Annotated in this window: 23 protein-coding genes; 19 read left to right on the top strand and 4 right to left on the bottom strand. The window is 62.6% G+C overall.

What is annotated here, in order from left to right:
- The first annotated feature begins 8 nt into the window (after window positions 1–8).
- The gene (locus BHQ40_RS17495) at window positions 9–713 is read left to right on the top strand and encodes a glutathione S-transferase N-terminal domain-containing protein (protein ID WP_070157082.1); all 705 of its coding nucleotides are present in this window, start codon (window positions 9–11) and stop codon (window positions 711–713) included.
- 9 nt (window positions 714–722) lie between these two features.
- Here the strand turns inward: BHQ40_RS17495 and BHQ40_RS17490 are convergent, their stop codons facing one another.
- A complete protein-coding gene (locus tag BHQ40_RS17490) occupies window positions 723–2,495 on the bottom strand; it encodes a cation:proton antiporter domain-containing protein (protein ID WP_070157072.1) in 1,773 nt (590 codons plus the stop codon).
- A gap of 52 nt (window positions 2,496–2,547) precedes the next feature.
- On the opposite strand from BHQ40_RS17490, the gene BHQ40_RS17485 reads away from it, so the two are divergent.
- Window positions 2,548–3,765 carry an FAD-dependent oxidoreductase gene (locus BHQ40_RS17485; RefSeq protein ID WP_070157071.1) on the top strand — a complete coding sequence of 406 codons (1,218 nt, stop codon included), beginning with the start codon at window positions 2,548–2,550 and terminating at the stop codon, window positions 3,763–3,765.
- A 132-nt stretch (window positions 3,766–3,897) separates the two neighbouring features.
- Here BHQ40_RS17485 and BHQ40_RS17480 read toward each other — a convergent pair whose 3' ends face one another.
- Together BHQ40_RS17480 and BHQ40_RS17475 are read right to left on the bottom strand one after the other, a co-directional pair.
- Entirely contained in the window at window positions 3,898–5,508 is a 1,611-nt protein-coding gene (locus tag BHQ40_RS17480) for a bifunctional GNAT family N-acetyltransferase/carbon-nitrogen hydrolase family protein (RefSeq protein WP_070157070.1), read from the bottom strand.
- A 25-nt stretch (window positions 5,509–5,533) separates the two neighbouring features.
- Window positions 5,534–6,754 (bottom strand): NADP-dependent isocitrate dehydrogenase, encoded by a 1,221-nt coding sequence (locus BHQ40_RS17475; protein WP_070157069.1) that lies wholly within the window; start codon window positions 6,752–6,754, stop codon window positions 5,534–5,536.
- Window positions 6,755–6,946: 192 nt separating this feature from the next.
- Between BHQ40_RS17475 and BHQ40_RS17470 the strand changes: the two genes are divergently transcribed.
- Together BHQ40_RS17470 and BHQ40_RS17465 are read left to right on the top strand one after the other, a co-directional pair.
- Window positions 6,947–7,681: a phosphatidylserine decarboxylase gene (locus tag BHQ40_RS17470; protein ID WP_070157068.1), complete on the top strand. Its 735-nt coding sequence runs from the start codon at window positions 6,947–6,949 to the stop codon at window positions 7,679–7,681.
- Between the two features lie 53 nt (window positions 7,682–7,734).
- Window positions 7,735–8,466, top strand: a complete 732-nt coding sequence (locus tag BHQ40_RS17465) for a CDP-alcohol phosphatidyltransferase family protein (RefSeq protein WP_070157081.1) — start codon at window positions 7,735–7,737, stop codon at window positions 8,464–8,466.
- Window positions 8,467–8,597: 131 nt separating this feature from the next.
- Here BHQ40_RS17465 and BHQ40_RS17460 read toward each other — a convergent pair whose 3' ends face one another.
- Window positions 8,598–8,804: a hypothetical protein gene (locus BHQ40_RS17460; protein WP_070157067.1), complete on the bottom strand. Its 207-nt coding sequence runs from the start codon at window positions 8,802–8,804 to the stop codon at window positions 8,598–8,600.
- Between the two features lie 253 nt (window positions 8,805–9,057).
- On the opposite strand from BHQ40_RS17460, the gene rpsB reads away from it, so the two are divergent.
- From rpsB to BHQ40_RS25280, 15 genes are all read left to right on the top strand, one after another.
- Window positions 9,058–9,819 carry a 30S ribosomal protein S2 gene (rpsB, locus tag BHQ40_RS17455; protein ID WP_070157066.1) on the top strand — a complete coding sequence of 254 codons (762 nt, stop codon included), beginning with the start codon at window positions 9,058–9,060 and terminating at the stop codon, window positions 9,817–9,819.
- Window positions 9,820–9,915: 96 nt separating this feature from the next.
- A complete protein-coding gene (tsf, locus tag BHQ40_RS17450; RefSeq protein WP_070157065.1) occupies window positions 9,916–10,842 on the top strand; it encodes a translation elongation factor Ts in 927 nt (308 codons plus the stop codon).
- A 131-nt stretch (window positions 10,843–10,973) separates the two neighbouring features.
- Window positions 10,974–11,765, top strand: a complete 792-nt coding sequence (locus BHQ40_RS17445; RefSeq protein WP_253183402.1) for an AAA family ATPase — start codon at window positions 10,974–10,976, stop codon at window positions 11,763–11,765.
- A 94-nt stretch (window positions 11,766–11,859) separates the two neighbouring features.
- Window positions 11,860–12,585: a UMP kinase gene (gene pyrH, locus BHQ40_RS17440; protein WP_070157064.1), complete on the top strand. Its 726-nt coding sequence runs from the start codon at window positions 11,860–11,862 to the stop codon at window positions 12,583–12,585.
- 2 nt (window positions 12,586–12,587) lie between these two features.
- Window positions 12,588–13,145, top strand: a complete 558-nt coding sequence (gene frr / locus BHQ40_RS17435; protein ID WP_070157063.1) for a ribosome recycling factor — start codon at window positions 12,588–12,590, stop codon at window positions 13,143–13,145.
- Between the two features lie 27 nt (window positions 13,146–13,172).
- Window positions 13,173–13,913 (top strand): undecaprenyl pyrophosphate synthase, encoded by a 741-nt coding sequence (gene uppS, locus BHQ40_RS17430; protein WP_070157062.1) that lies wholly within the window; start codon window positions 13,173–13,175, stop codon window positions 13,911–13,913.
- An 8-nt stretch (window positions 13,914–13,921) separates the two neighbouring features.
- Window positions 13,922–14,698, top strand: a complete 777-nt coding sequence (locus BHQ40_RS17425) for a phosphatidate cytidylyltransferase (RefSeq protein ID WP_070157061.1) — start codon at window positions 13,922–13,924, stop codon at window positions 14,696–14,698.
- 2 nt (window positions 14,699–14,700) lie between these two features.
- On the top strand, window positions 14,701–15,858 hold the full coding sequence (locus tag BHQ40_RS17420; RefSeq protein WP_070157060.1) for a 1-deoxy-D-xylulose-5-phosphate reductoisomerase: 1,158 nt from the start codon (window positions 14,701–14,703) through the stop codon (window positions 15,856–15,858).
- Window positions 15,855–16,988: an RIP metalloprotease RseP gene (gene rseP, locus BHQ40_RS17415; RefSeq protein WP_070157059.1), complete on the top strand. Its 1,134-nt coding sequence runs from the start codon at window positions 15,855–15,857 to the stop codon at window positions 16,986–16,988. The genes BHQ40_RS17420 and rseP overlap by 4 nt, the downstream gene beginning before the upstream one ends.
- Before the next feature lie 81 nt (window positions 16,989–17,069).
- Entirely contained in the window at window positions 17,070–19,754 is a 2,685-nt protein-coding gene (gene bamA, locus BHQ40_RS17410; protein ID WP_070157058.1) for an outer membrane protein assembly factor BamA, read from the top strand.
- On the top strand, window positions 19,754–20,407 hold the full coding sequence (locus BHQ40_RS17405; protein WP_070157057.1) for an OmpH family outer membrane protein: 654 nt from the start codon (window positions 19,754–19,756) through the stop codon (window positions 20,405–20,407). The genes bamA and BHQ40_RS17405 overlap by 1 nt, the downstream gene beginning before the upstream one ends.
- A 6-nt stretch (window positions 20,408–20,413) precedes the next feature.
- Window positions 20,414–20,899, top strand: coding sequence for a 3-hydroxyacyl-ACP dehydratase FabZ (gene fabZ, locus BHQ40_RS17400; protein WP_070157056.1), 486 nt, complete (start codon window positions 20,414–20,416; stop codon window positions 20,897–20,899).
- A gap of 113 nt (window positions 20,900–21,012) precedes the next feature.
- Window positions 21,013–21,237, top strand: a complete 225-nt coding sequence (gene rpmE, locus BHQ40_RS17395; RefSeq protein WP_070157079.1) for a 50S ribosomal protein L31 — start codon at window positions 21,013–21,015, stop codon at window positions 21,235–21,237.
- Between the two features lie 213 nt (window positions 21,238–21,450).
- Window positions 21,451–22,263 (top strand): ImuA family protein, encoded by an 813-nt coding sequence (locus BHQ40_RS17390; RefSeq protein ID WP_070157055.1) that lies wholly within the window; start codon window positions 21,451–21,453, stop codon window positions 22,261–22,263.
- Window positions 22,154–22,575, top strand: a 422-nt coding sequence (locus BHQ40_RS25280; protein ID WP_494338026.1) for a Y-family DNA polymerase, incomplete at its 3' end; no start/stop codon positions are given. The genes BHQ40_RS17390 and BHQ40_RS25280, both read left to right, overlap by 110 nt.

The following is a 22,575-nucleotide window of genomic DNA, read 5'->3' as shown; positions in this document are numbered from 1 at the left end:
AGCAGCATATGTCAGACCTTTCCGCTTTCCCGATCACTGCCCGTTGGCCCGCCGCCCATCCGGATCGGCTGCAATATTATGGTCTCCCGACGCCCAATGGGGTGAAGGTCTCAATCATGCTGGAGGAAACCGGGCTGCCCTATGAGGTGCATCTGGTTGATATCACCAAGAATGAGAGCTGGACGCCGGAGTTTCTGTCCCTCAATCCCAATGGGAAGATTCCCGCGATACTCGACCCGGACGGGCCACGCGGAAAGCCGCTGGCCCTGTTCGAATCCGGTGCGATCCTGATCTATCTTGCCGACAAGACAGGGCAATTCCTGTCCGCCGATCCCGCTATGCGCTATGAAACCATTCAGTGGGTATTTTTTCAGAACGCAGCCATCGGGCCGATGTTCGGACAGATCGGCTTTTTCCACAAATTTGCGGGCAAGGCGATCGAGGATAAGCGCCCCCTGGAGCGCTATGTCACGGAGTCAAAACGCTTGCTCGGCGTGTTGGAGGACCGGTTGGCGGATCGATCCTGGATCATGGGCGATGCATTCAGCATCGCTGATATTTCCACGCTTGGCTGGGTCCGCAATCTGGTGGGCTTCTATGAGGCGGGTGAGCTGGTCGATTATGCGAGCCTGAAGCATGTCCCCGCCTGGCTTGAGCGCGGTCTAGCCCGGCCCGCGGTTCTGCGGGGTCTGGATATTCCCAAACGGGCCTGATCTCGCCGCTCAGGCTTCATTTTCCCGCAGACGCCGCAGGCGGGGCGCGGAATCCAGCTCTCCGGCTTCCTTGATCTCCTGCCGCAGATCCTCCCGCGTCTGGTGGATCGACGCGATCACCGGCCCCATTGCGACGCCAAGATCGACCAGCGCCGTCTCTGCAAGCTGCAGCGAACTTTCCAGCGTTTCCGGGACCGCATCGCTTGCGCCCGCCTTGTAGAGCTGCGCGGCATGGTCGGGGTCGCGGGCGCGGGCGATGATGGGCAGGTCAGGCACCCAGCCGCGCACGCGCTTTGTCACCCGGATCGACAGGACCGGATCGTCCATTGTCAGGATCAGCGCGCGGGCATGGCCCAGGCGCAGCTTGTCCAGCATCTCCGCGCGTGACACGTCGCCGAACATGATCGGATATCCGCCCCGTCGCCCCTCGGCGACCACATCGGCGTCGGATTCCACGACGACGAAGGGCTGGTTGTGGGTTTTCAGCAGGTCGCAGACCATTCGGCCGACGCGCCCGAAACCGATCACCACCGCGGCCGGCCGGCTGCCGTCATCGCCCATGGGCGGGGGTTCCTCGCCGCTGGCAAGGTCGATCCGGCGGGCGACGTCATGGCCCAGGCGGGCAAGCAGGGGTGTGATGGTGAGGCCGATGGCGGTCACGATCTGCCAGAATGCAGCCGTGGAGGGCAGGATCAACTGCGCCGCAGAGGCCGCCGACAGCACGATCAGGGTGGTCTCGGACGGACTCGACATCAGCAAGCCGACCTCCAGCGCCACGGCGCGCCGGGCGCCGGAGAAACGCAGGAGCAGGGCGGTTACCACGGTCTTGACGATCACCACGCCGATCACCGCCGTCACCAGCATCGGCCAGTTTGCCAGGATGACCCGCATGTCCAGGCTCATCCCCACGGTCAGCAGGAAAACGCCCAGCGCCAGTCCCTTGAACGGCGCTGTGATGATTTCCACCTCGCCATGATATTCGGTTTCGGCGATCAGCAGCCCCGCGAGAAGCGCGCCGACGATGGGGGACAGACCGACCAGCGACGTCACCATGCTGGAAACGATGACGACCAGCAGGCTGGCGGCCAGAAAAACTTCCGGGCTTTTGGTGCGCGCCGCCTGGCTGAAGATATGGGTCAGCAGATATTTGCCCGCGACCAGCATGATGGCGACGGTAATACCCCCCTTGATCAGCGTTTCGACCAGATTGCCGAAACCTGCGTCCGACGCGGTGGGTGCGAGCGCGCCCAGCATGAAGATGATCGGGACCAGCGCCAGATCCTCGAACAGCAGCATGGAAAAGGCGGATCGGCCAACCGGGCTTTGCGTGCCCGCCATTGGCAGCACCAGCGCTGTCGAGGAGAGAGCGATCGCCAGGCCAAGACCTATCGCGCCCGCCAGCGGCTGCCCCAGAAAATAGAGGCCGATCGCCAGGATAGCGCCGCTGCCCAGCAATTCCGCCGCGCCTACGCCGAACACGAGCCGCCGCATCGACCATAAGCGCCGGAAACTCAATTCCAGACCAATGGAGAATAGCAGCAGGATGATGCCGAATTCAGCGAAGGGTTCTATCGAATGCGGATCGGATATCGTGAAATGATACAGCCAGGGATATGTCCCGACCAGCGATCCGAGACCGGCCGGACCGACAAGGATGCCGACAAGGATGAAACCGATGACCGGGCTGATCCGGAACCGCGCGAAACCGGGAATGACCAGACCAGCCGCGCCGAGAATGACCAGCGCGTCGCTGAACCCCTTATTGTCCAATTCAAATGCCATGGCTGCATTAGATCAGCATCAGCGCTATGTGTCAGTAGCGGAGGGAAGAAAAATGGCCCGGAATGCAGGAAAAATTGTCGTTGTCGGCGGTGGACCCGCCGGAATGATGACGGGATATCTGATGGCGCGCGCCGGGGTGGAGACTTTGGTGCTGGAAAAGCATCGGGATTTCCTTCGCGACTTCCGGGGCGACACGGTTCATCCCTCTACGCTGGAGCTGTTCCGGGAGCTTGGCCTGGTCGACGGTCTGCTCGCGCGGCCGCATGACGAGGTGTCGACATTGACCGGGCGGGTGGCCGGGAAAAGCATCCATATCGCGGATTTTTCCCGGCTGCCGGTGCAGAGCAAATTCATCGCCTTGATGCCGCAATGGGATTTTCTTGATTTTCTGGCGGATCAGGCGCGGCGGCTGCCCGGTTTTTCGCTCCGTATGGAAGCGGAAGCGACAGGCGCGACGTTCGACCCGGCCGGGCGGGTGGACGGCGTGACGCTTGCCGATGGCGCGCATATTCCCGCCCGGCTGGTCATTGCCGCGGACGGGCGGCGATCCGTGTTGCGGGATGCGGCCGCCCTGCCGCGGGAGGATCTGGGTGCGCCGATGGATGTATTCTGGTTCCGCGTGCCCAAACAGCCGGGTGAAAACCGCACGACCGGCGTCTTTGAGGCCGGGCGCATCATCGCGCTGATCGACAGGGGCGATTATTGGCAGGCCGCCTATGTTTTCGCCAAGGGGCAGGCGGATGCCGTCCGGTCAAGAGGATTGGCGGCGTTTCGCGACGAGATCGGCCAGTTGGCGCCGGAACTGGCCCCAGGCATCGATGCGCTGCAGGACTGGGATCAGGTGAAGCTGCTTACCGTGTCGCTGGACAGGCTGACGCGCTGGCATTGCCCCGGCCTGCTCGCCATCGGCGACGCAGCGCACGCCATGTCGCCCGTCGGCGGCGTCGGCATAAATCTGGCGGTGCAGGACGCTGTTGCGGCGGCCAACATATTGGCGGAAACGCTGGCTTCGGGGGGCGATCCTGATCCTTTGCTGGCAAAGGTGCAGCAACGCCGGATGTTCCCGACCCGCGTCATCCAGCGCATTCAGAAGATGGCGCATGACAATATCATCGGCGCCTTGCTGAAGCCGGAGGCGCGGCTGGAACGGCCGCCTCTGGCGCTGCGCATGCTGGACCGTTATCCAGCGTTGCAGGCTATTCCGGCGCGGGTGCTGGGCCTGGGCGTCCGGCGGGAGCATATCCGATCGCCGGAGGCGGGGCTGAGTTAGGGCGTATCGCGGTGTGAAACTGGCACACCGCACATGTTCGTTTCAAAGCGTGCTCCTGCGAAAGCAGGAGTCCAGTCCCGCCATCCGAACTGGGCTACTGCCTTCGCAGGAGCACATTACCCTGATAGGTGTTCAGCCGCCGCCCGGCGAGTTGTGTCCGCCAGCCGGAACAGGCCCGCCGCTCGGCGCATGCGCGCCCGGATTGCTGTCCCAGTCGATATGATAAAGGTCGAACCGCCGGTCGCGCAGGTTGCGCACCGTGCCCTCCGCCCGCGCCCAGCTCAGATCGGCCAGGTTGACGTCGGCGATGGTCAGCGTCTCGACATTCTCGCTGGCCTCCGCCGCGATGCCGTCCCGCGCGAAGGGCAGGTCGCAGGGCGTCAGGATGCAGCTTTGCGCGTATTGAATGTCCATATTGTCGACGTTCGGCAGGTTGCCGACATTGCCGGACATCACGACATAGCATTGATTTTCGATCGCCCGCGCCTGCGCGCAATAGCGCACCCGCATATATCCGGACCGGCTGTCGGTGCAGAAGGGCACGAAAATCATCCGCGCGCCCTGATCCACCAGGCGCCGGGCCAGCTCCGGGAACTCGCTGTCATAGCAGATGAGGACGCCGATGGGGCCGCAGTCGGTCTGGATGACGTCCAGCGAATCCCCGCCCTTGATGTTCCACCAGAAGGCCTCGTTGGGCGTCGGGTGGATCTTCTCCTGCGCGCGAATGGATCCATCGCGCAGGGCGACATAGGCGACATTCTGAATGTCGCCGTCATCGGTGCGGGTCGGGTGGGAGCCGCCGATGATGTTGATATTATATTCCAGCGCCATCCGGCCAAGCTCTTTGGTCAGGCGCGGGGTGTAGGCGGTCAGGCGGTCGATGGCCTCAGGCGGCGAAAGTTTCTTGGTTTCGAACGACAGCAGCGGCAGCGTGAACAATTCCGGGAATACGATGAAGTCGGAACGATAGTCCGCCGCGACATCGACGAAATATTCGACGTTGCGGATAAATTCGTCGAAATCGCCGACCGCGCGCGCCTGAAGCTGGCAGGTGGCGAGGCGGACGCTTTCGACGCCGCGCGGCACCCGCATTTCGGGCGCTTCGTCCGGATCGACATAGGGATTGCGCCAGACGAGGTGGGCGGCGTTACCCGCCGACGCCTTATCCTCCGGCAGATATTTCAGCAGGATACCAAGAGGCTCAAAGCCGTTCTTCAACTGAAAACTTATGACCTGATCGGGCAGCTTTCCCGTGACCACCTGATGCAGATAATCGTCAGGTCCCGAAACTTTCCGGCGGGCGCGGGCATATCCCGGCATGCGGCCGGCAATGACGATGCCGTGCAGGTCGAGCTGTTCGGCCAGTTCCTTGCGCTCGTCATAGAGACGCTGGCCGATGCGCAGGCCGCGCTGTTTCGGGTCCACCGCCATTTCATAGCCGTAGAGCCATTCGCCCGCCGCGCTGTGCCGCGTGCCAAAGCCGTTGGCGGTGATCTCCTCCCAGTCATGGGGAGAAAAGGCCATGGTCTTGCTGACCCGCATTGTCGCGCAATAGCCCACGACCTTATTGTCGTAGAGCGCGACGAAGCAGCCTTCCGGGAAATTGTTGATCTGCCCCCGCACCATGGCCGGAGCGTAGCTGGGCATATCCGGGTAGACGCGATCGATCAGCCGGATGATCGCCCGGACATCGGACGGAACCGCATTGCGAACATCAAGGCGCTTCCGTCCGGTCGTTGTCATGCTGAAATAATCGCCTTTGCGGCAATCAGTTCCATGAGGCCATTTCGGCTTCCAGATTGACGCGGATCGCCTCGAAGAACTGCTCCGTGGTCATCCATGCCTGATCGGGACCGATCAGCAGCGCCAGATCCTTGGTCATCGCGCCGTCCTCTACGGTCTTGATGCAGACCGCCTCCAGCGTCTCGGCGAACTTCACGACGTCGGGCGTGTCGTCGAACTTGCCGCGGAACGACAGGCCCTGGGTCCAGGCGAAGATGGAGGCGATGGGGTTGGTCGAGGTCGACTTGCCCTGCTGGTGCATGCGGTAGTGGCGAGTGACGGTGCCGTGCGCGGCCTCCGCCTCGATCGTCTTGCCGTCCGGCGACATCAGCACGGACGTCATGAGGCCCAGCGAACCGAAGCCCTGCGCCACGGTGTCGGACTGCACGTCGCCGTCATAATTCTTGCAGGCCCAGACGAACTTGCCGCTCCACTTGAGCGCGGAGGCGACCATGTCGTCAATCAGGCGATGCTCATAGACGATGCCGGCTGCCTTGAACTTGTCGGCAAATTCGGCGTCGAACACTTCCTGGAACAGGTCCTTGAAGCGCCCGTCATAGGCTTTCAGGATCGTGTTCTTGGTGGAAAGATAGAGCGGCCACTTGCGGTCGAGCGCGTAGTTCATGCTCGCCTTGGCGAAATCGCGGATCGAATCGTCCAGATTATACATGCCCATGGCGACGCCGGCGGAGGGGAACTGGAATACTTCCTCCTCGATCTTCTCGCCATTCTCGCCATCCCACACCAGCGTCAGCTTGCCGGGGCCGGGGACGCGGAAGTCGGTCGCCTTATACTGGTCGCCGAACGCATGACGGCCCACGACGATCGGGTCGGTCCAGCCAGGCACCAGGCGGGGCACATTCTTAATGACGATCGGTTCGCGGAAAACCACGCCGCCCAGAATGTTGCGGATGGTGCCGTTCGGCGACTTCCACATCTTCTTGAGCTTGAACTCCTCGACGCGGGCTTCGTCCGGCGTGATGGTGGCGCACTTCACGCCGACGCCATATTGCTGGATGGCCTTGGCGCAGTCGACCGTGATCTGGTCGTTGGTCTCGTCGCGCTTCTCGACGCTCAGGTCGTAATATTTCAGGTCAATATCGAGATAGGGTTTGATCAGGCGCTCGCGGATCCATTCCCAGATGATCCGGGTCATCTCGTCGCCGTCAATCTCGACGACCGGGTTTTTCACTTTGATCTTCGCCATGCGCTATATCCGCTTTCTCTATGCCTGGGGATGGGATGCACCGGCGTCTAGGCAAAGCGCGGCCGATATTCAACCTTTCCACACGCTATTTTACGGCATTGCGGCATAGCGGGCGGCATACTCGAATATATCTCGGATATATGAGGCAGTGGCGGCGTTGTCAGTGCGGATATGAGGCCGTAAAGACCGGGCATGGAAAATAACGAAATCACGATGGCCGCGGGTGGCGGCGTCAAGTGGCGCTTCCCCGCCGTCCATCCGGAGGGGCGCAAATTCGCCGCCATCGCCGCGGCGATCACCGCTTTGATATTCATCCTGGGCTGGCCCTGGCTCGGTTGGCCAATGGTTGGCGTTACTATCTGGGTTCTGGCCTTTTTTCGCGATCCGGTTCGCGCGACGCCGCGCGACGATGCGCTGGTGATCGCACCGGCCGACGGGCTGGTCACGCTGATCCAGCAGGTGCCGCCGCCGCGCGAAATGGCGGGGCCGCAGGGGCTGGGCGAAGAGCCCATGGTCCGGGTGTCGATTTTCATGAGCGTGTTCGACGTGCACATCAACCGCACACCCATTTCCGGCACCGTGAAATCGGTCGTCTATATCTCCGGCAAGTTCATCAACGCGGATCTCGACAAGGCGAGCGAGGATAATGAGCGCCAGCATATCCTGGTCGAGCGGGACGATGGCGTGCGAATCGGTTTCACGCAGATTGCCGGCTTGGTCGCCCGCCGGATCGTGCCTTTTGTGAAGCCCGGCGATATTGTTGCCGCAGGCCAGCGTATAGGCCTCATCCGTTTCGGCAGCCGGGTGGATGTCTATCTCCCCGCCGGAACCATGCCCAAGGTCGTGCTGGGGCAGCGCACTGTGGCGGGCGAGACTGTCATTGCGCGGCTTGGCGATGGGCAGGGCCTAGCGGGCGTGCTTCAGTGACGAGACGGCGGCGCGCCATTCCCCGCGGACTGCGCCGCGGCATAACGCTGCGGATGGTCGCGCCCAACGCCGTGACCGCCATGGCCCTGTGCTTTGGCCTGACCGGTGTGCGCTACGGCATTTCCGGGGAATGGGAGCGGGCGGTCGCTGCGATCATCATTGCCGGCGTGCTGGACGGGCTGGATGGGCGGATCGCGCGGATGCTGCGCGGGGAAAGCCGGTTCGGGGCGGAATTGGATTCGCTGTCGGACGTCATCGCCTTCGGCGTGGCGCCTGCGCTGATCCTCTATCTCTGGTCCCTGCAGGCCATGCCGCAGGCTGGATGGATATTCGCGCTGTGCCATGCCCTGTCCTGCGCGCTCCGGCTTGCGCGCTTCAACGCCAATATCGATGCCGATGAGCAGCCGCATAAATCGGCGGGCTTTCTGACCGGCGTGCCGGCGCCTGCCGGGGCGGGACTGACCTTCATGCCCTTATATCTGTGGCTCGTTACCGGCCTGGATATTTTCCGCGCCTGGTATGTGGTTGCGCCATGGGCGGTATTCGTCGCCTTCCTGATGATTTCCAGCATCGCGACCTATAGCTGGACCGCGCTCCGGCTCCGCAAGACCGTACGGCTGGAGGCGATCGCTCTCGCTGGTTTGCTGGCTGCGCTGCTGATGACCAACCCCTGGCTGACGCTGCTCGCAATCAGCGGCGTATATATCCTGCTGATCCCGTTCGGCATGATCAGCTACGCCCGCGTCCGTCGCGCAAAGCCGATCACGGCAAAACCGGCAAGTTGATCAAATCAACCCTTCTCCTGACGTTTGGAATGCGGTGTGCTCCTGCGAAGGCAGGAGTCCGGTTCTGGATTCCGAACTAGGCTCCTGCCTTCGCAGGAGCACGCCACCAAAAAAGGGCGGGGATTAAATTCTCACGCCGCAAGGGCGAACTGCGCGTCCATCACCGTGCGGCGCGTGCGCAGGATGGCGACAGAGTAGCTGGGCTGAGGCGCTGGTTCCGGCTGATAGAGCAGGGCCGCGACCATTTTGTCGCGATAGGTGACGAACATGAAGGTCATCGTGCCCACAGCCAGGGCAAAAGCGGCGGCGAACACAAGGGCTGCAACGATAGCGACCATTTTATCTAGCCTTTCATCCTGCCGGATACACCATCTGCCGACAATGTGCCGTAAATCGCGTAAATCCGTCATTTGTTCCGTATGTTCATGATATGTTCCATTCTATTCCGCCTGTCAACCCTTGCAAATGCGTTTTTGGACAGGTAAGGGCGCGCACTTAACCCACATGGGAATCGCACATCCCGGTGCCGGCCGCCTCGCAAGGGCTTTCGGTTACTGATTCCCAGAGGCTCAACCGGTAAGGAGAATGACTATGGCGGCACCTGTCGTCACCATGCAGCAATTGATTGAAGCCGGCGCGCATTTCGGCCACCAGACCCACCGCTGGAACCCGCGCATGAAGCCGTACATCTTCGGCGACCGCAACGGCATCCACATCCTCGATCTCTCGCAGACCGTTCCGCTGTTCGCGCGCGCCCTCGACTTCGTGTCGGCCAGCGTCGCTTCGGGCGGCAAGGTTCTGTTCGTCGGCACCAAGCGCCAGGCGCAGGACCCGATCGCAGAGGCTGCCCGCCGTTCGGGCCAGCATTTCGTCAACCATCGCTGGCTGGGCGGCATGCTCACCAACTGGAAGACGATTTCCGGTTCGATCAAGCGTCTGAAGACCCTTGAGGAGAAGCTGTCGGGCGATACCCACGGCCTCACCAAGAAGGAAGTCCTTCAGATGACCCGTGAGCGCGAGAAGCTTGAGCTGTCGCTCGGCGGCATCCGCGACATGGGCGGCATCCCGGACGTGATGTTCGTGATCGACGCCAACAAGGAAGAACTGGCGATCAAGGAAGCCAACACCCTGGGCATCCCGGTCGTGGCGATCCTCGATTCGAACGTGTCGCCTGACGGCATCGCTTTCCCGGTTCCGGCGAACGATGACGCCAGCCGCGCCATCCGCCTCTATTGCGACGCCATTGCGGCGGCCGCGACCAAGGGCAACCGAGGCGCTCAGCAGGCGTCGGGCGTCGACATTGGCGCGCTGGACGAGCCGGCGGCCGAAGAGGCCGTCGCCGCTGAAGCCTGATCGCTTTCGCAAAACTGCAAAGCTGACCGGGTAGGGCGCGCTCTTTACAGGGACGCGCCCTCCCGCACATTTGAAATACTGACAAAGGAATTAAAGATGGCTGAGATTACCGCCGCCGCCGTCAAGGAACTGCGCGACCGTTCGGGCGCTGGCATGATGGATTGCAAGAAGGCGCTGACCGAGTCCGGCGGCGACATCGAGGCGGCGACCGACTGGCTGCGCGCCAAGGGCCTTGCCGCTGCGCAGAAGAAGTCGAGCCGCACCGCGGCCGAGGGCCTGGTTGGCGTTTCCGTCGCTGGCACGAAGGGCGTCGCCGTCGAAGTGAACAGCGAGACCGACTTCGTCGCCAAGAACGACCAGTTCCAGGATTTCGTCCGCACCGTCGCGCAGATCGCGCTCGACAAGGGCGCGGCAGATGCTGACGCGCTGGCTTCGGAAACCTATCCGTCGGGCGGCACCGTTTCGGAAAAGCTGGTCGCCAACATCGCCACCATCGGCGAGAACCAGACGCTGCGCCGCGTCGCGCATGTGTCGGTCGGTCAGGGCGTCGTCGTTCCTTATGTCCATAACGCCGCCGCGCCGGGCCTCGGCAAGATCGGCGTGCTGGTCGCGCTTGAGGGTGACGCGCCCGCAGACGTGCTGGAGCCGCTGGGCAAGCAGATCGCGATGCACATCGCCGCCGCCTTCCCGCTGGCGCTGTCGTCCGCCGATATCGATCCGGCCCTGCTGGAGCGTGAGCGCGGCATCGCCGCCGAGAAGGCCGCCGAGTCCGGCAAGCCCGCCGAGATCGTCGCCAAGATGGTCGATGGCGCGGTCGCCAAATACGCCAAGGAGAATGCTCTCCTCAGCCAGCTTTTCGTGATGGACAACAAGACCCCGGTCGCTGACGTCGTCGCCAAGGCGGCGAAGGATGCCGGCAAGTCGATCACGCTGAAAAGCTATGTCCGCTTCCAGCTCGGCGAAGGCATTGAAAAGGAAGTCAGCGACTTCGCAGCGGAAGTCGCGGCGGCTGCCGGCATCTGAGCCGATCCGGCGTTCGCTGGCTCACAAATAGCCGGTTCACAAATAGAAAAGGGCGCCTCAAACGGGCGCCCTTTTTCATTGAAATATTCAAATCGGGTCAGAATGATCCGGGTGCGCATCTTGCAGGCGACATGCGCCGCTATATTGTTCCGGCGATGGGTTCAAAGCAACGCTCGACATCGCTGCCGCCGCCGTTTCTCAAGAGGATATGGCTGCCTAACGCCGACGGGCAAGATGCGCCGGACTGGGCGTCTTACCCCTTTTCCCTGCCGCTCATACGCGGCCTCGATCTGCAATTTGATAAGCCCGTCACGATCCTGGTTGGCGATAACGGGACGGGAAAGTCGACATTGCTGGAGGCGCTGGCGCACCACGCGGGATTTAGCGATGCGGGTGGCGCGCAGGGCATGCGCGCCGTGGGGCATGGACGGGCTTCAGCATCGGATGCAGGCTCCCTTGGCGCGAAACTTCGTGGCTCCTGGTTGCCGCAGGTCAAGCAAGGATGGTTTTTCAGGGCGGAAACCTTCTTCTCGGTCGCCCGCTATCTCGACGAGGCGGCAATGGATGCGGGTGAGGCTGGACCTAATTATCTCGCTGCATCGCATGGGGAAGGTTTCGTGGACTTTTTCGAGGAAAGGATGAGCCGGCAGGGCATCTACATACTCGACGAACCCGAAGCCGCGCTTTCTCCGCAAAAGCAGTTCGAATTCCTCAAGCTGCTGCGCCGAATACAATATGCCAATAATGCGCAGGTGATCATGGCGACCCATTCGCCAATATTGATGGCGCTTCCCGATGCTGCCCTTTGGCAGATGGAGCAGTTTGGCATGCGGCCCGTCGCTCTCGAAGATACGGCCCATTTCCGGCTTTACCGGGAGTTTGCCCTCTATCCCCATGAGACCGTGGAAGCGATGATCGAATAGCCGGAATCTCACGCCGAAGGCCACTTGGCATCTCCGCCGCGCCCGACTAAGGTCCGCCGACTTTTCAAGCATTTTCGGGATTCTCGAACCGCCCATGACTCGGCCAACCTTCAAACGCATCCTTTTGAAACTGTCCGGCGAAGTGCTGATGGGGCAGGGGCAGTTCGGCATCGACCCGGAAACGGTGGACCGGGTTGCGGGGGAGATTGCGGCGGCCAAGGATGCGGGCTTCGAGCTGTGCGTTGTGGTCGGCGGCGGCAATATTTTCCGTGGATTGGCCGGGGCCGCCAAGGGCTTCGACCGGACCAGCGCTGACTATATGGGCATGCTGGCCACGGTCATGAACGCTCTGGCTGTGCAGAATGCGCTGGAGCGGATCGGCTGCGACACGCGCGTTCAGTCCGCCATTCCGATGGCGTCGGTCTGCGAACCCTATATCCGCCGCCGCGCGATGCGGCATATGGAGAAGGGCCGGATCGTCATTTTCGCTGCGGGCACCGGCAATCCTTTCTTCACGACAGATACGACGGCGGCGCTGCGCGCGGCGGAAATGAATTGCGATGCGCTGTTCAAGGGCACCAGCGTCGATGGTGTCTATGATGCGGACCCCAAGAAGGTCGCGACGGCCACCCGTTATGAAACAGTGTCTTTTGACAAGGTCCTCAATGACAATCTGAAGGTGATGGACGCCAGCGCCATCGCCCTTTGCCGCGAAAACCACATTCCCATCGTCGTTTTCAACATTCGCGAGACCAATAATCTGGCCAAGGTATTGGCGGGGGATGGCGTGGCGACGGTCGTACAGAATCAGGAGAGTTGAACATGGCGCAATATGACAAGGCCGGTCTGGAGCGCCGCATGGCGGGCGCGGTCGAATCGCTGAAGGGCGACCTTTCTGGCCTGCGCACCGGCCGGGCCAATGTCGCCCTGCTCGATCCCATCACGGTGGAGGTCTATGGTGCCCATATGCCGCTCAACCAGGTCGCGACCGTATCCGCGCCGGAAGCGCGCATGCTGTCCGTGCAGGTTTGGGACCGCAGCAATGTGACGCCGGTCGAAAAGGCGATCCGCTCCGCTGGTCTCGGCCTTAACCCCGTGACCGACGGCACGACGCTGCGCCTGCCGATCCCCGATCTGACCGAGGAGCGCCGCAAGGAACTGGCCAAGCTCGCCAGCAAATATGCCGAAGGCGCGCGGATTGCCGTGCGTAACGTGCGCCGTGACGGCATGGACAGCCTGAAGGTGGACGAGAAGAAGGGCGAGATCAGCGAGGATGAGCGCAAGCGCCTGGAGACCGAGGTCCAGAAGATGACGGACGCCACCATCGTCGACATCGATGCCGCCGCCCAGGCCAAGGAGAAAGAAATCCTTGGCCAATAGCGGCCGAATCGGCGCATAGGGTTTTCCGTGGCAACAAAGGCAAAGCGCGACATTCCTCTCCCCGCCGTGAATCATGGCGCGCGGCATGTCGCGATCATCATGGACGGCAACGGCCGCTGGGCGAAGAAACGCCTCATGCCGCGCCTCGCCGGTCATAAGGCCGGGGTGGAGGCGGTGCGCCGCACGGCGCGCGCCGCGCGAGAGATGGGGCTGGAATGCCTTACCCTCTATGCCTTCTCGTCGGAAAACTGGAAGCGGCCCGCCTCCGAGGTTTCCGACCTGATGGGATTGCTCAGCCATTTCATCCAGGCCGATATTGACGAGTTCGACGCCAATGACGTCCGCCTGAAAATCATCGGCAATTATCGCGCCTTTGATCCCGCACTGGTCAAGCTGATCGACAATGCGGTGGACAGGACCGCGGGCAACAGCGGGTCCATTCTCGCGGTCGCCCTGAATTACGGGTCTCAGGACGAGATGGTCCGGGTGGCGCAGACGTTGGCCGCAAAGGCGGCTGCGGGAGAAATCGCGCCGGGCGATATCGGCGCGGAGGATATCAGCAATTGCCTGTATACCGCCGGGCTTCCTCCGCTCGATCTGCTTATCCGCACGTCCGGCGAGCAGCGCCTGAGCAATTTCATGCTCTGGCAGGCGGCTTATGCCGAGCTTTATTTCACCGACATGCTCTGGCCGGACTTCGATGGCGAGGCGCTTGCGGCGGCGCTGTCGGTCTTCAAAGAACGTGAGCGGCGCTTCGGCGGCCTTTGAGATTATTTGTGGCCAATGAGCTTCAAACCCGTGCGACGGTAGGCATTGCGCTGATATGCGTGGCGATCGGTTCGCTGCTGTCTGGCGGCGTGGTCTTCTGGATATTGCTGTCGATCGCCGGCGTCCTGATGCAGGCCGAATGGGCGGACCTTACGCGCGCGTCCGCGCATGGGAAGCGCATGTCCATGTTCGCCGTCTGCGTTCCCCTGGCGATCATGTCGCCCTGGGCGGCTGGCCCTTCGTTTCTGGCGGTGGGCCTTGCCCTTGGCGGCTTCCTGTTCGCCCTGGTGGCGGCGCGGTCGTTGATGACCGCCGCTGGAATTTTGTATATTTCGCTGCCCGTGCTGGCCCTGCTGTTTCTCAGGGAACAGCTACCGAATATGAACGGGTTGCTGCTGGCGTTCTGGGCGCTTGGCCTTGTCTGGGCGACGGATATCGGGGCCTATTTCGCGGGCAGGTCGATCGGCGGTCCCAAGCTGGCGCCTTCGGTCAGCCCCAGCAAGACATGGGCCGGGCTTGGCGGCGGCGTGGCCTGCGCGCTCCTGTTCGGTTTTCTGCTCCATATATCGGCCGGGCTGCCGGTGCGGCTTGCGGCCGCGAGCGGCATACTCGCCGTGGCTGCGCAGGGCGGCGATCTGTTTGAAAGCTGGTTGAAGCGCCGGGCCGGGGTCAAGGACAGCGGAACGCTTCTGCCGGGCCATGGCGGCGTGCTGGACCGGCTGGACGGCGTCGCCACCTCTGCACCGCTTGCGGCGCTGTTGGTCGCCATTCCGGGGCTGCTGTGACTATGCGGCGCGTCTCGATATTCGGCGCCACCGGATCGGTCGGCACATCGACACTCGATTTGATCGGCCGGGATCGCGACGGATATCAGGTCGTTGCGCTGACCGCGCACCGCGATGTGGCGGCGCTTGCCGCTGCTGCCCGCCAGCATGACGCAAGGCTGGCGGTGATCGGAGATGAGGCCCTTTATACCGACCTGCGCGATGCCCTGTCCGGTACGGATATAGAGGTCGCGGCAGGGCCGGCCGCGTTGGTCGAGGCGGCACGCAGGGATGTTGACTGGACGATGGCCGCCATCGTTGGCTGTGCTGGCCTGGAGCCGACTTTGGCTGCGCTTGAGGGCGGACGCACCATTGCCCTCGCCAACAAGGAGTCGCTTGTTTCCGCAGGCAGCCTGATGATGGAGGCCGCGCACGCATCCGGCGCAACCCTGCTGCCGGTGGACAGTGAGCATAATGCGATATTCCAGTGCCTTGCCGGGGGCAGGCTGGCGGAGGTGCGCAAGATAACGCTGACCGCCAGCGGCGGTCCTTTCCGCACTTTGTCGCAGGAGGCCATGCGGGCCGTGACGCCGGCGCAGGCGGTCAAGCACCCCAACTGGTCCATGGGCGCGAAGATCAGCGTCGACAGCGCCACGATGATGAACAAGGGCCTTGAATTTATTGAGGCCGCGCATCTTTTCCCGGTGGGTCTCGATCGCATCGAGATATTGGTCCATCCGCAATCGGTCATTCATTCGATGGTCGAGTTTCGCGATTGCTCCACGCTGGCGCAGCTTGGCAGCCCGGACATGCGCATCCCCATCGCGCATGCGCTGGCCTGGCCGGAACGGATTGCGACGCCATGCGCGCCCCTGGATCTGGCGGCGATCGGACGACTGGATTTTGAGGCGCCGGACGAAGCCCGTTTCCCTGCGCTGCGCCTCGCCCGGCAGGCGGCGGAGGCTGGCGGAGCCTATCCGGCGGTGCTCAATGCAGCCAATGAAGTCGCGGTGGCGGCTTTTCTCGCCGAGCGGATCGGCTTCCTTGAAATCGCCATGATTGTGGAGGAAACCCTGACGGCGTATAGCGCGCAGGCGCCGCGCCGGATTGAGGATATATTGGAAGCAGACCGGTCAGCCAGAGCGGCCGCCGGGCGCATTTTGGAAAGAGTGCAGGTTTGATCGAAACGCCCGGCTTTATCGTGACCGTACTCGCCTTCATCGCGGTCATCGGCCCGCTCGTGTTCGTGCACGAGTTTGGACATTATATCGTCGGCCGCTGGTGCGGGGTGAAGGCGGAGACCTTTTCCATCGGCTTCGGCAAGGAAATCGCTGCATGGGTGGACAGTCGCGGCACGCGCTGGCGCCTCGGTCTGCTGCCTTTGGGCGGCTATGTGAAGTTTAAGGGCGACATGAGCGTCGCAAGTCAGGCCGATCCCAAATGGCTGGAGCTGCCCGCCGCCGAGCGCGCGCAGAGCTTTCCCGGCAAGCCGGTGTGGCAGCGTGCGGCGATTGTTTTTGCGGGTCCGGCGATCAACTTCCTGTTCGCCCTTGTCATCATGGCCGGCTTTGCACTTGCCTATGGGGAAAATGTCACCCCCGCCGTGGCAAGCAAGGTCATGGCCGGCAGCGCGGCGGAAAAGGCGGGCATTCGCGCGGGCGACCGCATCGTGGCGATCGACGGGCGCCGCATCGACCGGTTCGACCAGCTCACCCAATCGGTTTTCCACCGTCCTGGCGAGCTGTCGAGCTTTGCCCTGGATCGCGGCGGCCGGACGATCATCCTGCCGATCACGATCGGCGTCCGGGAGGAGAAGGATCGCTTCGGCAACCATTACCGGTTCGGGCAATTGGGCATCCGCAGCGCAGCGCCGGTTCAGCGGAATGTTTCGCTTCTGGAGGCGCCCGGCGTCGCAGTGGATCGCACCGTATCCATCGTCCGCATGATGGTGGAAACGATGGGGCAGATGGTCACTGGCCGCCGTCCGCTCGACGAGCTTGGCGGACCGCTGAAAATGGCCCAGCTTTCCGGCGAACAGGCGGACAGGGGCATTGAGGACTTCATCTTCTTCATGGCGCTCATCTCGATTAACTTGGGGTTCATCAACCTCTTGCCAATCCCGATGCTGGATGGCGGGCACCTGCTGTTCTACGCGATCGAGGCGGTTCAGAGGCGGCCGGTCAGTCCACAGGTGCAGGAATGGGCTTACCGCTCCGGCCTGGCGGTTCTGCTGACTGTAATGGTTCTGGTGACTTTCAACGACTTATCGTCTTTCGGACTGTGGAAAAGCCTGTCCGGCTTGATCGGATAGGCGGCTTCGGGCAGGGAGGCTCGCTGATATGGTGTTCCAGTGTCGGCGGCGTGGGGATATCGGCTGATCTAGGCCGCATTAATGGTTAAAATTGAGGATGAAAAACGGGTGACAGCGATCAAGCGCAGCAACATCCACAGGCCGGTGATCGCCGCGCTGTTGGCTGGCACCGTCCTTTCGGGGCTGGGCGTTACCCAAGCCGCGGCTCAGTCGGCGCCGTCGCCTGCTCCCTCCGTGCCCGCCGCTTCCGTGCCTGCGACAACGATCCGGACGCTTTCGGTTTCCGGCCAGCAGCGTCTGGAGCCGGATACGGTCCTGTCCTACACCAAGCTGCGCCAGGGCCAGGCTTACACGCGGGAATCGCTCGATCAGGCGCTGCGCGAACTCTATGAGACCGAACTGTTCGCCGATGTGCAGATCAGCGGCGCAGAGACCGGCGACATCGTCATCCAGGTCAAGGAAAACCCGGTCATCAACCGCATCGTGCTTGAGGGCAACAAGCGGTTGAAGGAAGACAAGATCCGGCCGGAGATCAAGCTTTCCCCGCGCCAGATCTATACGCGGTCAAAGGTCCGCGCCGACGTTGCCCGCATCATCGAACTCTATCGCCGGCAGGGCCGCTTCGCTGCGACCGTCGAGCCGAAGATGGTGCAACTCGACCAGAACCGCGTCGACATCGTGTTCGAGATTTCCGAAGGACCCAAGTCCAAGGTCCGCCAGATCAACATCATCGGCAACGAGAAATTCTCCGATGGCGAACTGCGCGGCGAGATGGCGACGAAGGCGGCGCGCTGGTATCGCATCTTTTCCTCCGGCACCTCCTACGACCCGGATCGCCTGGCCTATGACCAGCAGAAGCTGCGGCAATTCTACCTGACCAACGGCTATGCCGATTTCCGCGTCATCTCCGCCGTGGCGGAACTGACCCCGGACAAGCAGGACTTCATCATTACCTATGTGGTGGAGGAAGGCGATCGCTACAAATTCGGCGACGTGAAGGTCGAAAGCGACATTCGCGACCTGTCCGGCGACAGCCTGACCAAGTTGCTGCCGATGAAGAAGGGCAACTGGTACAACGCCAAGCAGGTCGAGGATACGGTCGACCAGTTGAACGAGACCGCCGGTCTGTTCGGCTATGCCTTCGCGGACGTCCAGCCGGACTTCCAGCGCGATAAAGACAGCCTGACCATGGGCATCAACTTCAAGATCGCGAATGCGCCGCGCGTCTATGTCGAGCGGGTGGACATCAACGGCAACACGCTGACGCAGGACAAGGTCGTCCGCCGCGAGTTCCGTTTGAACGAAGGCGACGCGTTCAACAGCTTCATGGTCAAGCGTTCGAAGGACCGCATCAACTCGCTCGGTTTCTTCCAGGACAAGCTGGACATCCAGCAGAAGCCCGGCTCCACGCCGGACCGCATCATCCTGGAAACCAATGTCGAGGAAAAATCGACCGGCGAATTGTCGCTGTCGGCCGGTTTCTCCAGCCTTGAGCGCTTCATCGTCTCGGCGTCCGTCACTCAGCGCAATTTCCGCGGCAAGGGTCAGGAACTGCGCACCAGCGTCAATTACTCCAGCTATTCCAAGTCGGTGGAGGTCGGTTTCACCGAGCCTTACCTGTTCGACAAGAATATCGCGCTGGGCGGCGACATCTATCGCCGCGACCTGAACAGCTTCAACTATCTTGCGAATAACGACCGCAACACGACCTATGAGCAGACCACGACCGGTTTCCAGATCCGCGCTGGCGTGCCGATCACGGAATATATGTCGCTGGCGCTGCGCTACAGCCTCAATCTCGACGATGTGACGCTGAACCGGAACAATTATTATTCGGACACCAATGGCGACGGCATCCTGGAGTGCGACCCCATCCTTGCGGGCCGCTATCTCTGCGACGCCATCGGCAAGCGCACGACATCGTCCATCGGCTATTCGCTGATCTTCGACAATCGCGACAACCGCATCCGCCCGTCGCGCGGTCATAACATCTCGCTCAGCCAGGATTTCGCCGGTCTGGGCGGCAGCGTGCGTTATGTGCGCACGCGCCTGAACGCCGCCAAATATTGGCGCGTGATGGGCAATTTCATTTTCTCGGTCAGCGGCGAGGGCGGCTACATCCATTCGCTGGAAGGCAAGCGCTTCAGCTCCGATGGCGTGACCGAGGTCGACAAGATTCGCCTGACCGATCGCTTCTTCCTGGGCGAACCGCAGATGCGCGGTTTTGACATTCGCGGCATCGGCCCGCGCGTGAAGCGCTATTATTTCGACAGTGTCACAGATAATGGCGTCATCACCGGCGTTCGCTCAGCAAGCAATAATAACAGGTCGGATGATGCTCTGGGCGGGAAGATCTATTACTTGGCGCATGCTGAACTGGAAATTCCGCTAGGCGCCGGTGCTAGGGAGATGGGACTGCGGCCGTCTATTTTTGTTGATGCTGGTGCGGTGGCAGGTCTGAAAGACCCCGCAACGGTCAATTTCCCCGGCTATTGTTCGATTACGGCTGCCGACAATACAACGTCGACCGTGCGCGCTACAGGTACGGCTTCCAATCCCATTTGCGCATCTGGCACGCATGTAAGCGGCACCGGATTTGAGGAAGAATATCTGGGCGATACGCTCAAGCCGCGCCTTTCCGTTGGTTTCGGTGTGAACTGGAATTCGCCTTTCGGCCCGTTCCGCATCGACATCGCCAAGGCGCTGCTCAAGGAACCAGGGGACGACAACAAGCTTATTACTTTCAACGTAGGAACCCAATTCTGATGAAGACCATTTTCAAAGCCGCGGCCCTTGGCCTTGCGCCCGTCGCCGCAGTCGCCCTGACGGCTGCTCCCGCCCTTGCCCAGTCGAAGCAGGGCATCGCCGTCGTCGACCTGCAGCGCGCAGTCGGCACCAGCGCCGCCTACACCACCGCCCGCACGCAGATGCAGACGACGTACAAGGCGCAGATCGACGCCTTCAACACGCGCAAGGCGGCCATTGATGCCGACCTCAAGACCAAGGGCGAGGCGCTGCAGGCTGGCGTCAAGGCCGCGGGCGGCAAGTCCACCCCCGCGCTCCAGACCCAGTATGAGCAGTTCCAGCAGAGCCAGCAGAATGCGCAGACCGAATTGCAGCGTCTGGGCCAGCCGATCGCACTCGCCAACGCCTATGTCGAGGAGCAGATCAGCGCCAAGTTGTCCGATGCGCTCAAGACTGCGATGACGAAGGCGAAGGTCGATCTGGTGCTCGCGCCGGATGCGACCGTGTCCTATCAGCCGACCGTCGACATCACGGCGGCCGTCGTGACCGAGATCAATGCGCTGGTGCCCAATGTCAGCATCACGCCGCCCGCCGGTTGGCAGCCGGGGCAGCAGGGCCAGGCCGGTCAGCAGGCCGCGCCCGCCAATCCCGGCCAGCAGCCCCAGTCGCGCTGATCACCGATGACCGACGGTTCTGACGCGGCCGTTCCGGCCGACCTTGGCCCCCTGGATATCCGGGGGGTCATGGCGGCGCTGCCGCACCGTTACCCGATGCTGCTGATCGACCGTGTGGTGTCGATGGTGCCCAACACCTCGATCCATGCGGTAAAGGCGGTATCGATCAACGAGGCTTTTTTCCAGGGTCATTTCCCTGGGCGGCCGATCATGCCCGGCGTGCTGATTATCGAGGCGATCGCGCAGGCCGCGGGCATATTGGCGGTCGAATCGCTTGGGCTGCGCGGATCGGGCAAGCTGGTCTATTTCATGGGGATTGAGGGCGCGAAGTTCCGTGCGCCGATCGAGCCTGGCTGCCTGGTCGATTTCCATATCGAAATCACCCAGATACGCGGCGCCGTCTGCAAATTTTCCGGCAAGGCGATGGTCAATGGCAAGCTGGCTGCGGAGGCGCAGTGCGTCGCCATGGTCGCCGACCCGCCCAAGGACTGAGCGTTGGCGGCGGCAGGCCGCTTGCATTTTCGCGGCAAACCCGCTAACCGCGCCGCTCGCACAGATTTCCAGCGTCCAGCGCCGGTCGGAACCGGCCATTTATGGAGCATGACATGAAGGCCGATACGCATCCCGATTACCACTTCGTCACGGTTCAGATGACCGATGGCAGCACCTTCCGCACCCGCACCACCTGGGGCAAGGAAGGCGACACGCTGGCGCTCGACATCGATCCGCTGTCGCACCCGGCCTGGACCGGCGGCACGCGTCAGCTTGACCAGGGCGGCCAGGTTGCGCGCTTCAACAAGCGTTTCGGCGGTCTGACGCTGAAGAAGTAATCGGAATTTCCGGTACAATGGGAAAGGCGCCTCCGGGCGCCTTTTTTGTTTGCGGCGTGCTCCTGCGAAAGCAGGAGCCCAGTCCCACCGTCTGAACTTTCGCAGGAGCACGGTGCGTTTAACAGGGTAGCTGGCCCTGTCAGCCGTTGATAGGCCGCACGCTTGACAGGAAAGGAAGAAAGTCCAGAATAGAACAAATAGGGAACATATATTGTGCATGATTCGTCCTCCACCCTGGCGGCGCTCCGGCGGCGCATCGAACGGCTCGGCGATGGGCGGGACAGGCGCGTCAGCGGCAGTTTCGCCACTGGCCATGAAGGGGTGGACAAGGCGATTGGCGGCGGCTTCGCGCGCGGCCGCTTGCATGAGCTGTTCGGGGCCGAGCCGGAGGATGCGGGCAGCGCCAGCGCCTTCGCCCTTCTGCTCACCCTGCTTGCCGATGATGCGCCGGCGGAAGGGCGGCGGAAAGGATGCTTTCTCTGGCTGCGGACCGATGATGCGATGCGGCGGTCGGGCATGCCCTATGGACGCGGCCTTGCGGATCTGGGCATCGACCCGGCCGACATGCTGCTGGCCGTGATGCCCGACGATGCGACGGTGCTGCGGGCGGCGGCGGATGCGCTGCGGTGCCCGGTCCTGTGCGCAGTGGTGATCGAATGCTGGGGAAATCCCAGGGTTCTGGACCTGACGGCAAGCCGCCGCCTGACCCTGGCGGCAGAAAGCGCGGGAACGACCGCCCTGCTTCTGCGGCTGGATGCCGAGCCGTCGCCCAGCGCCGCCGAAACGCGATGGCGCATCGCCGCCGCTCCCTCCGCCCCGCTGGCCGCCAATGCGCCGGGGCACAGCAGTTTCGACATAGCCTTGTTGCGCCGCCGCGCCGGGCCGGATGGCCTTGCCTGGCGGCTGGAGTGGAATCGTGACCAAAGATGCTTCATCGAACCGCCGCTTTCTGGCGCTGTGGTTCCCCTTCCTGCCGCTGGACCGGCTGCGGATAGCGGAACCCGCACGGTGGTCGCCACCGGCTGAACAGGGCGGCCTGCCCACCGCCACGGTCGAAAAGGTGCGGGGCGCGATGCGGCTGTCGGCCGTGGATGCCGATGCGCTGGCGCTTGGCATTTCCCCCGGCATGACGCTTGCCGACGCGCGAGCGCGCATCCCGGAGTTGCGCGTGTTCGATTGTGATCCCCATGCCGATCAGGACTGGCTGGAGCGGCTGTGCGACGGGGCGCGGCGCTATACGCCGATGGCCGCCCTGGACCCGCCGCACGGGCTGGCGCTCGACATCACTGGTTGCGCGCACCTGTTCGGCGGCGAGCAGGAACTGGCCGATGACGCCCT

The organism is Sphingobium phenoxybenzoativorans (assembly GCF_001757355.1).
GTDB classification, from domain to species: domain Bacteria; phylum Pseudomonadota; class Alphaproteobacteria; order Sphingomonadales; family Sphingomonadaceae; genus Sphingobium; species Sphingobium phenoxybenzoativorans.
Note: the sequence above shows the minus strand (reverse complement) of the source record. Positions and strands in the feature narration are given on the sequence as shown.

Bases quoted from the DNA above. Each gene is read 5' to 3' on its own strand.
- rpsB (WP_070157066.1), top strand. From the start codon at position 9,058: ATGGCGGCACCTGTCGTCACCATGCAGCAATTGATTGAAGCCGGCGCG.
- fabZ (WP_070157056.1), top strand. From the start codon at position 20,414: ATGACCGACGGTTCTGACGCGGCCGTTCCGGCCGACCTTGGCCCCCTG.
- BHQ40_RS17420 (WP_070157060.1), top strand. From the start codon at position 14,701: ATGCGGCGCGTCTCGATATTCGGCGCCACCGGATCGGTCGGCACATCG.
- bamA (WP_070157058.1), top strand. From the start codon at position 17,070: ATGGTTAAAATTGAGGATGAAAAACGGGTGACAGCGATCAAGCGCAGC.
- rpmE (WP_070157079.1), top strand. From the start codon at position 21,013: ATGAAGGCCGATACGCATCCCGATTACCACTTCGTCACGGTTCAGATG.
- BHQ40_RS17490 (WP_070157072.1), bottom strand. From the start codon at position 2,495: ATGGCATTTGAATTGGACAATAAGGGGTTCAGCGACGCGCTGGTCATT.
- BHQ40_RS17405 (WP_070157057.1), top strand. From the start codon at position 19,754: ATGAAGACCATTTTCAAAGCCGCGGCCCTTGGCCTTGCGCCCGTCGCC.
- BHQ40_RS17480 (WP_070157070.1), bottom strand. From the start codon at position 5,508: ATGACAACGACCGGACGGAAGCGCCTTGATGTTCGCAATGCGGTTCCG.
- tsf (WP_070157065.1), top strand. From the start codon at position 9,916: ATGGCTGAGATTACCGCCGCCGCCGTCAAGGAACTGCGCGACCGTTCG.
- BHQ40_RS17460 (WP_070157067.1), bottom strand. From the start codon at position 8,804: ATGGTCGCTATCGTTGCAGCCCTTGTGTTCGCCGCCGCTTTTGCCCTG.
- BHQ40_RS17485 (WP_070157071.1), top strand. From the start codon at position 2,548: ATGGCCCGGAATGCAGGAAAAATTGTCGTTGTCGGCGGTGGACCCGCC.
- frr (WP_070157063.1), top strand. From the start codon at position 12,588: ATGGCGCAATATGACAAGGCCGGTCTGGAGCGCCGCATGGCGGGCGCG.
- BHQ40_RS17495 (WP_070157082.1), top strand. From the start codon at position 9: ATGTCAGACCTTTCCGCTTTCCCGATCACTGCCCGTTGGCCCGCCGCC.
- BHQ40_RS17465 (WP_070157081.1), top strand. From the start codon at position 7,735: ATGGTCGCGCCCAACGCCGTGACCGCCATGGCCCTGTGCTTTGGCCTG.
- BHQ40_RS17470 (WP_070157068.1), top strand. From the start codon at position 6,947: ATGGAAAATAACGAAATCACGATGGCCGCGGGTGGCGGCGTCAAGTGG.
- BHQ40_RS17475 (WP_070157069.1), bottom strand. From the start codon at position 6,754: ATGGCGAAGATCAAAGTGAAAAACCCGGTCGTCGAGATTGACGGCGAC.
- pyrH (WP_070157064.1), top strand. From the start codon at position 11,860: ATGACTCGGCCAACCTTCAAACGCATCCTTTTGAAACTGTCCGGCGAA.
- BHQ40_RS17445 (WP_253183402.1), top strand. From the start codon at position 10,974: ATGCGCCGCTATATTGTTCCGGCGATGGGTTCAAAGCAACGCTCGACA.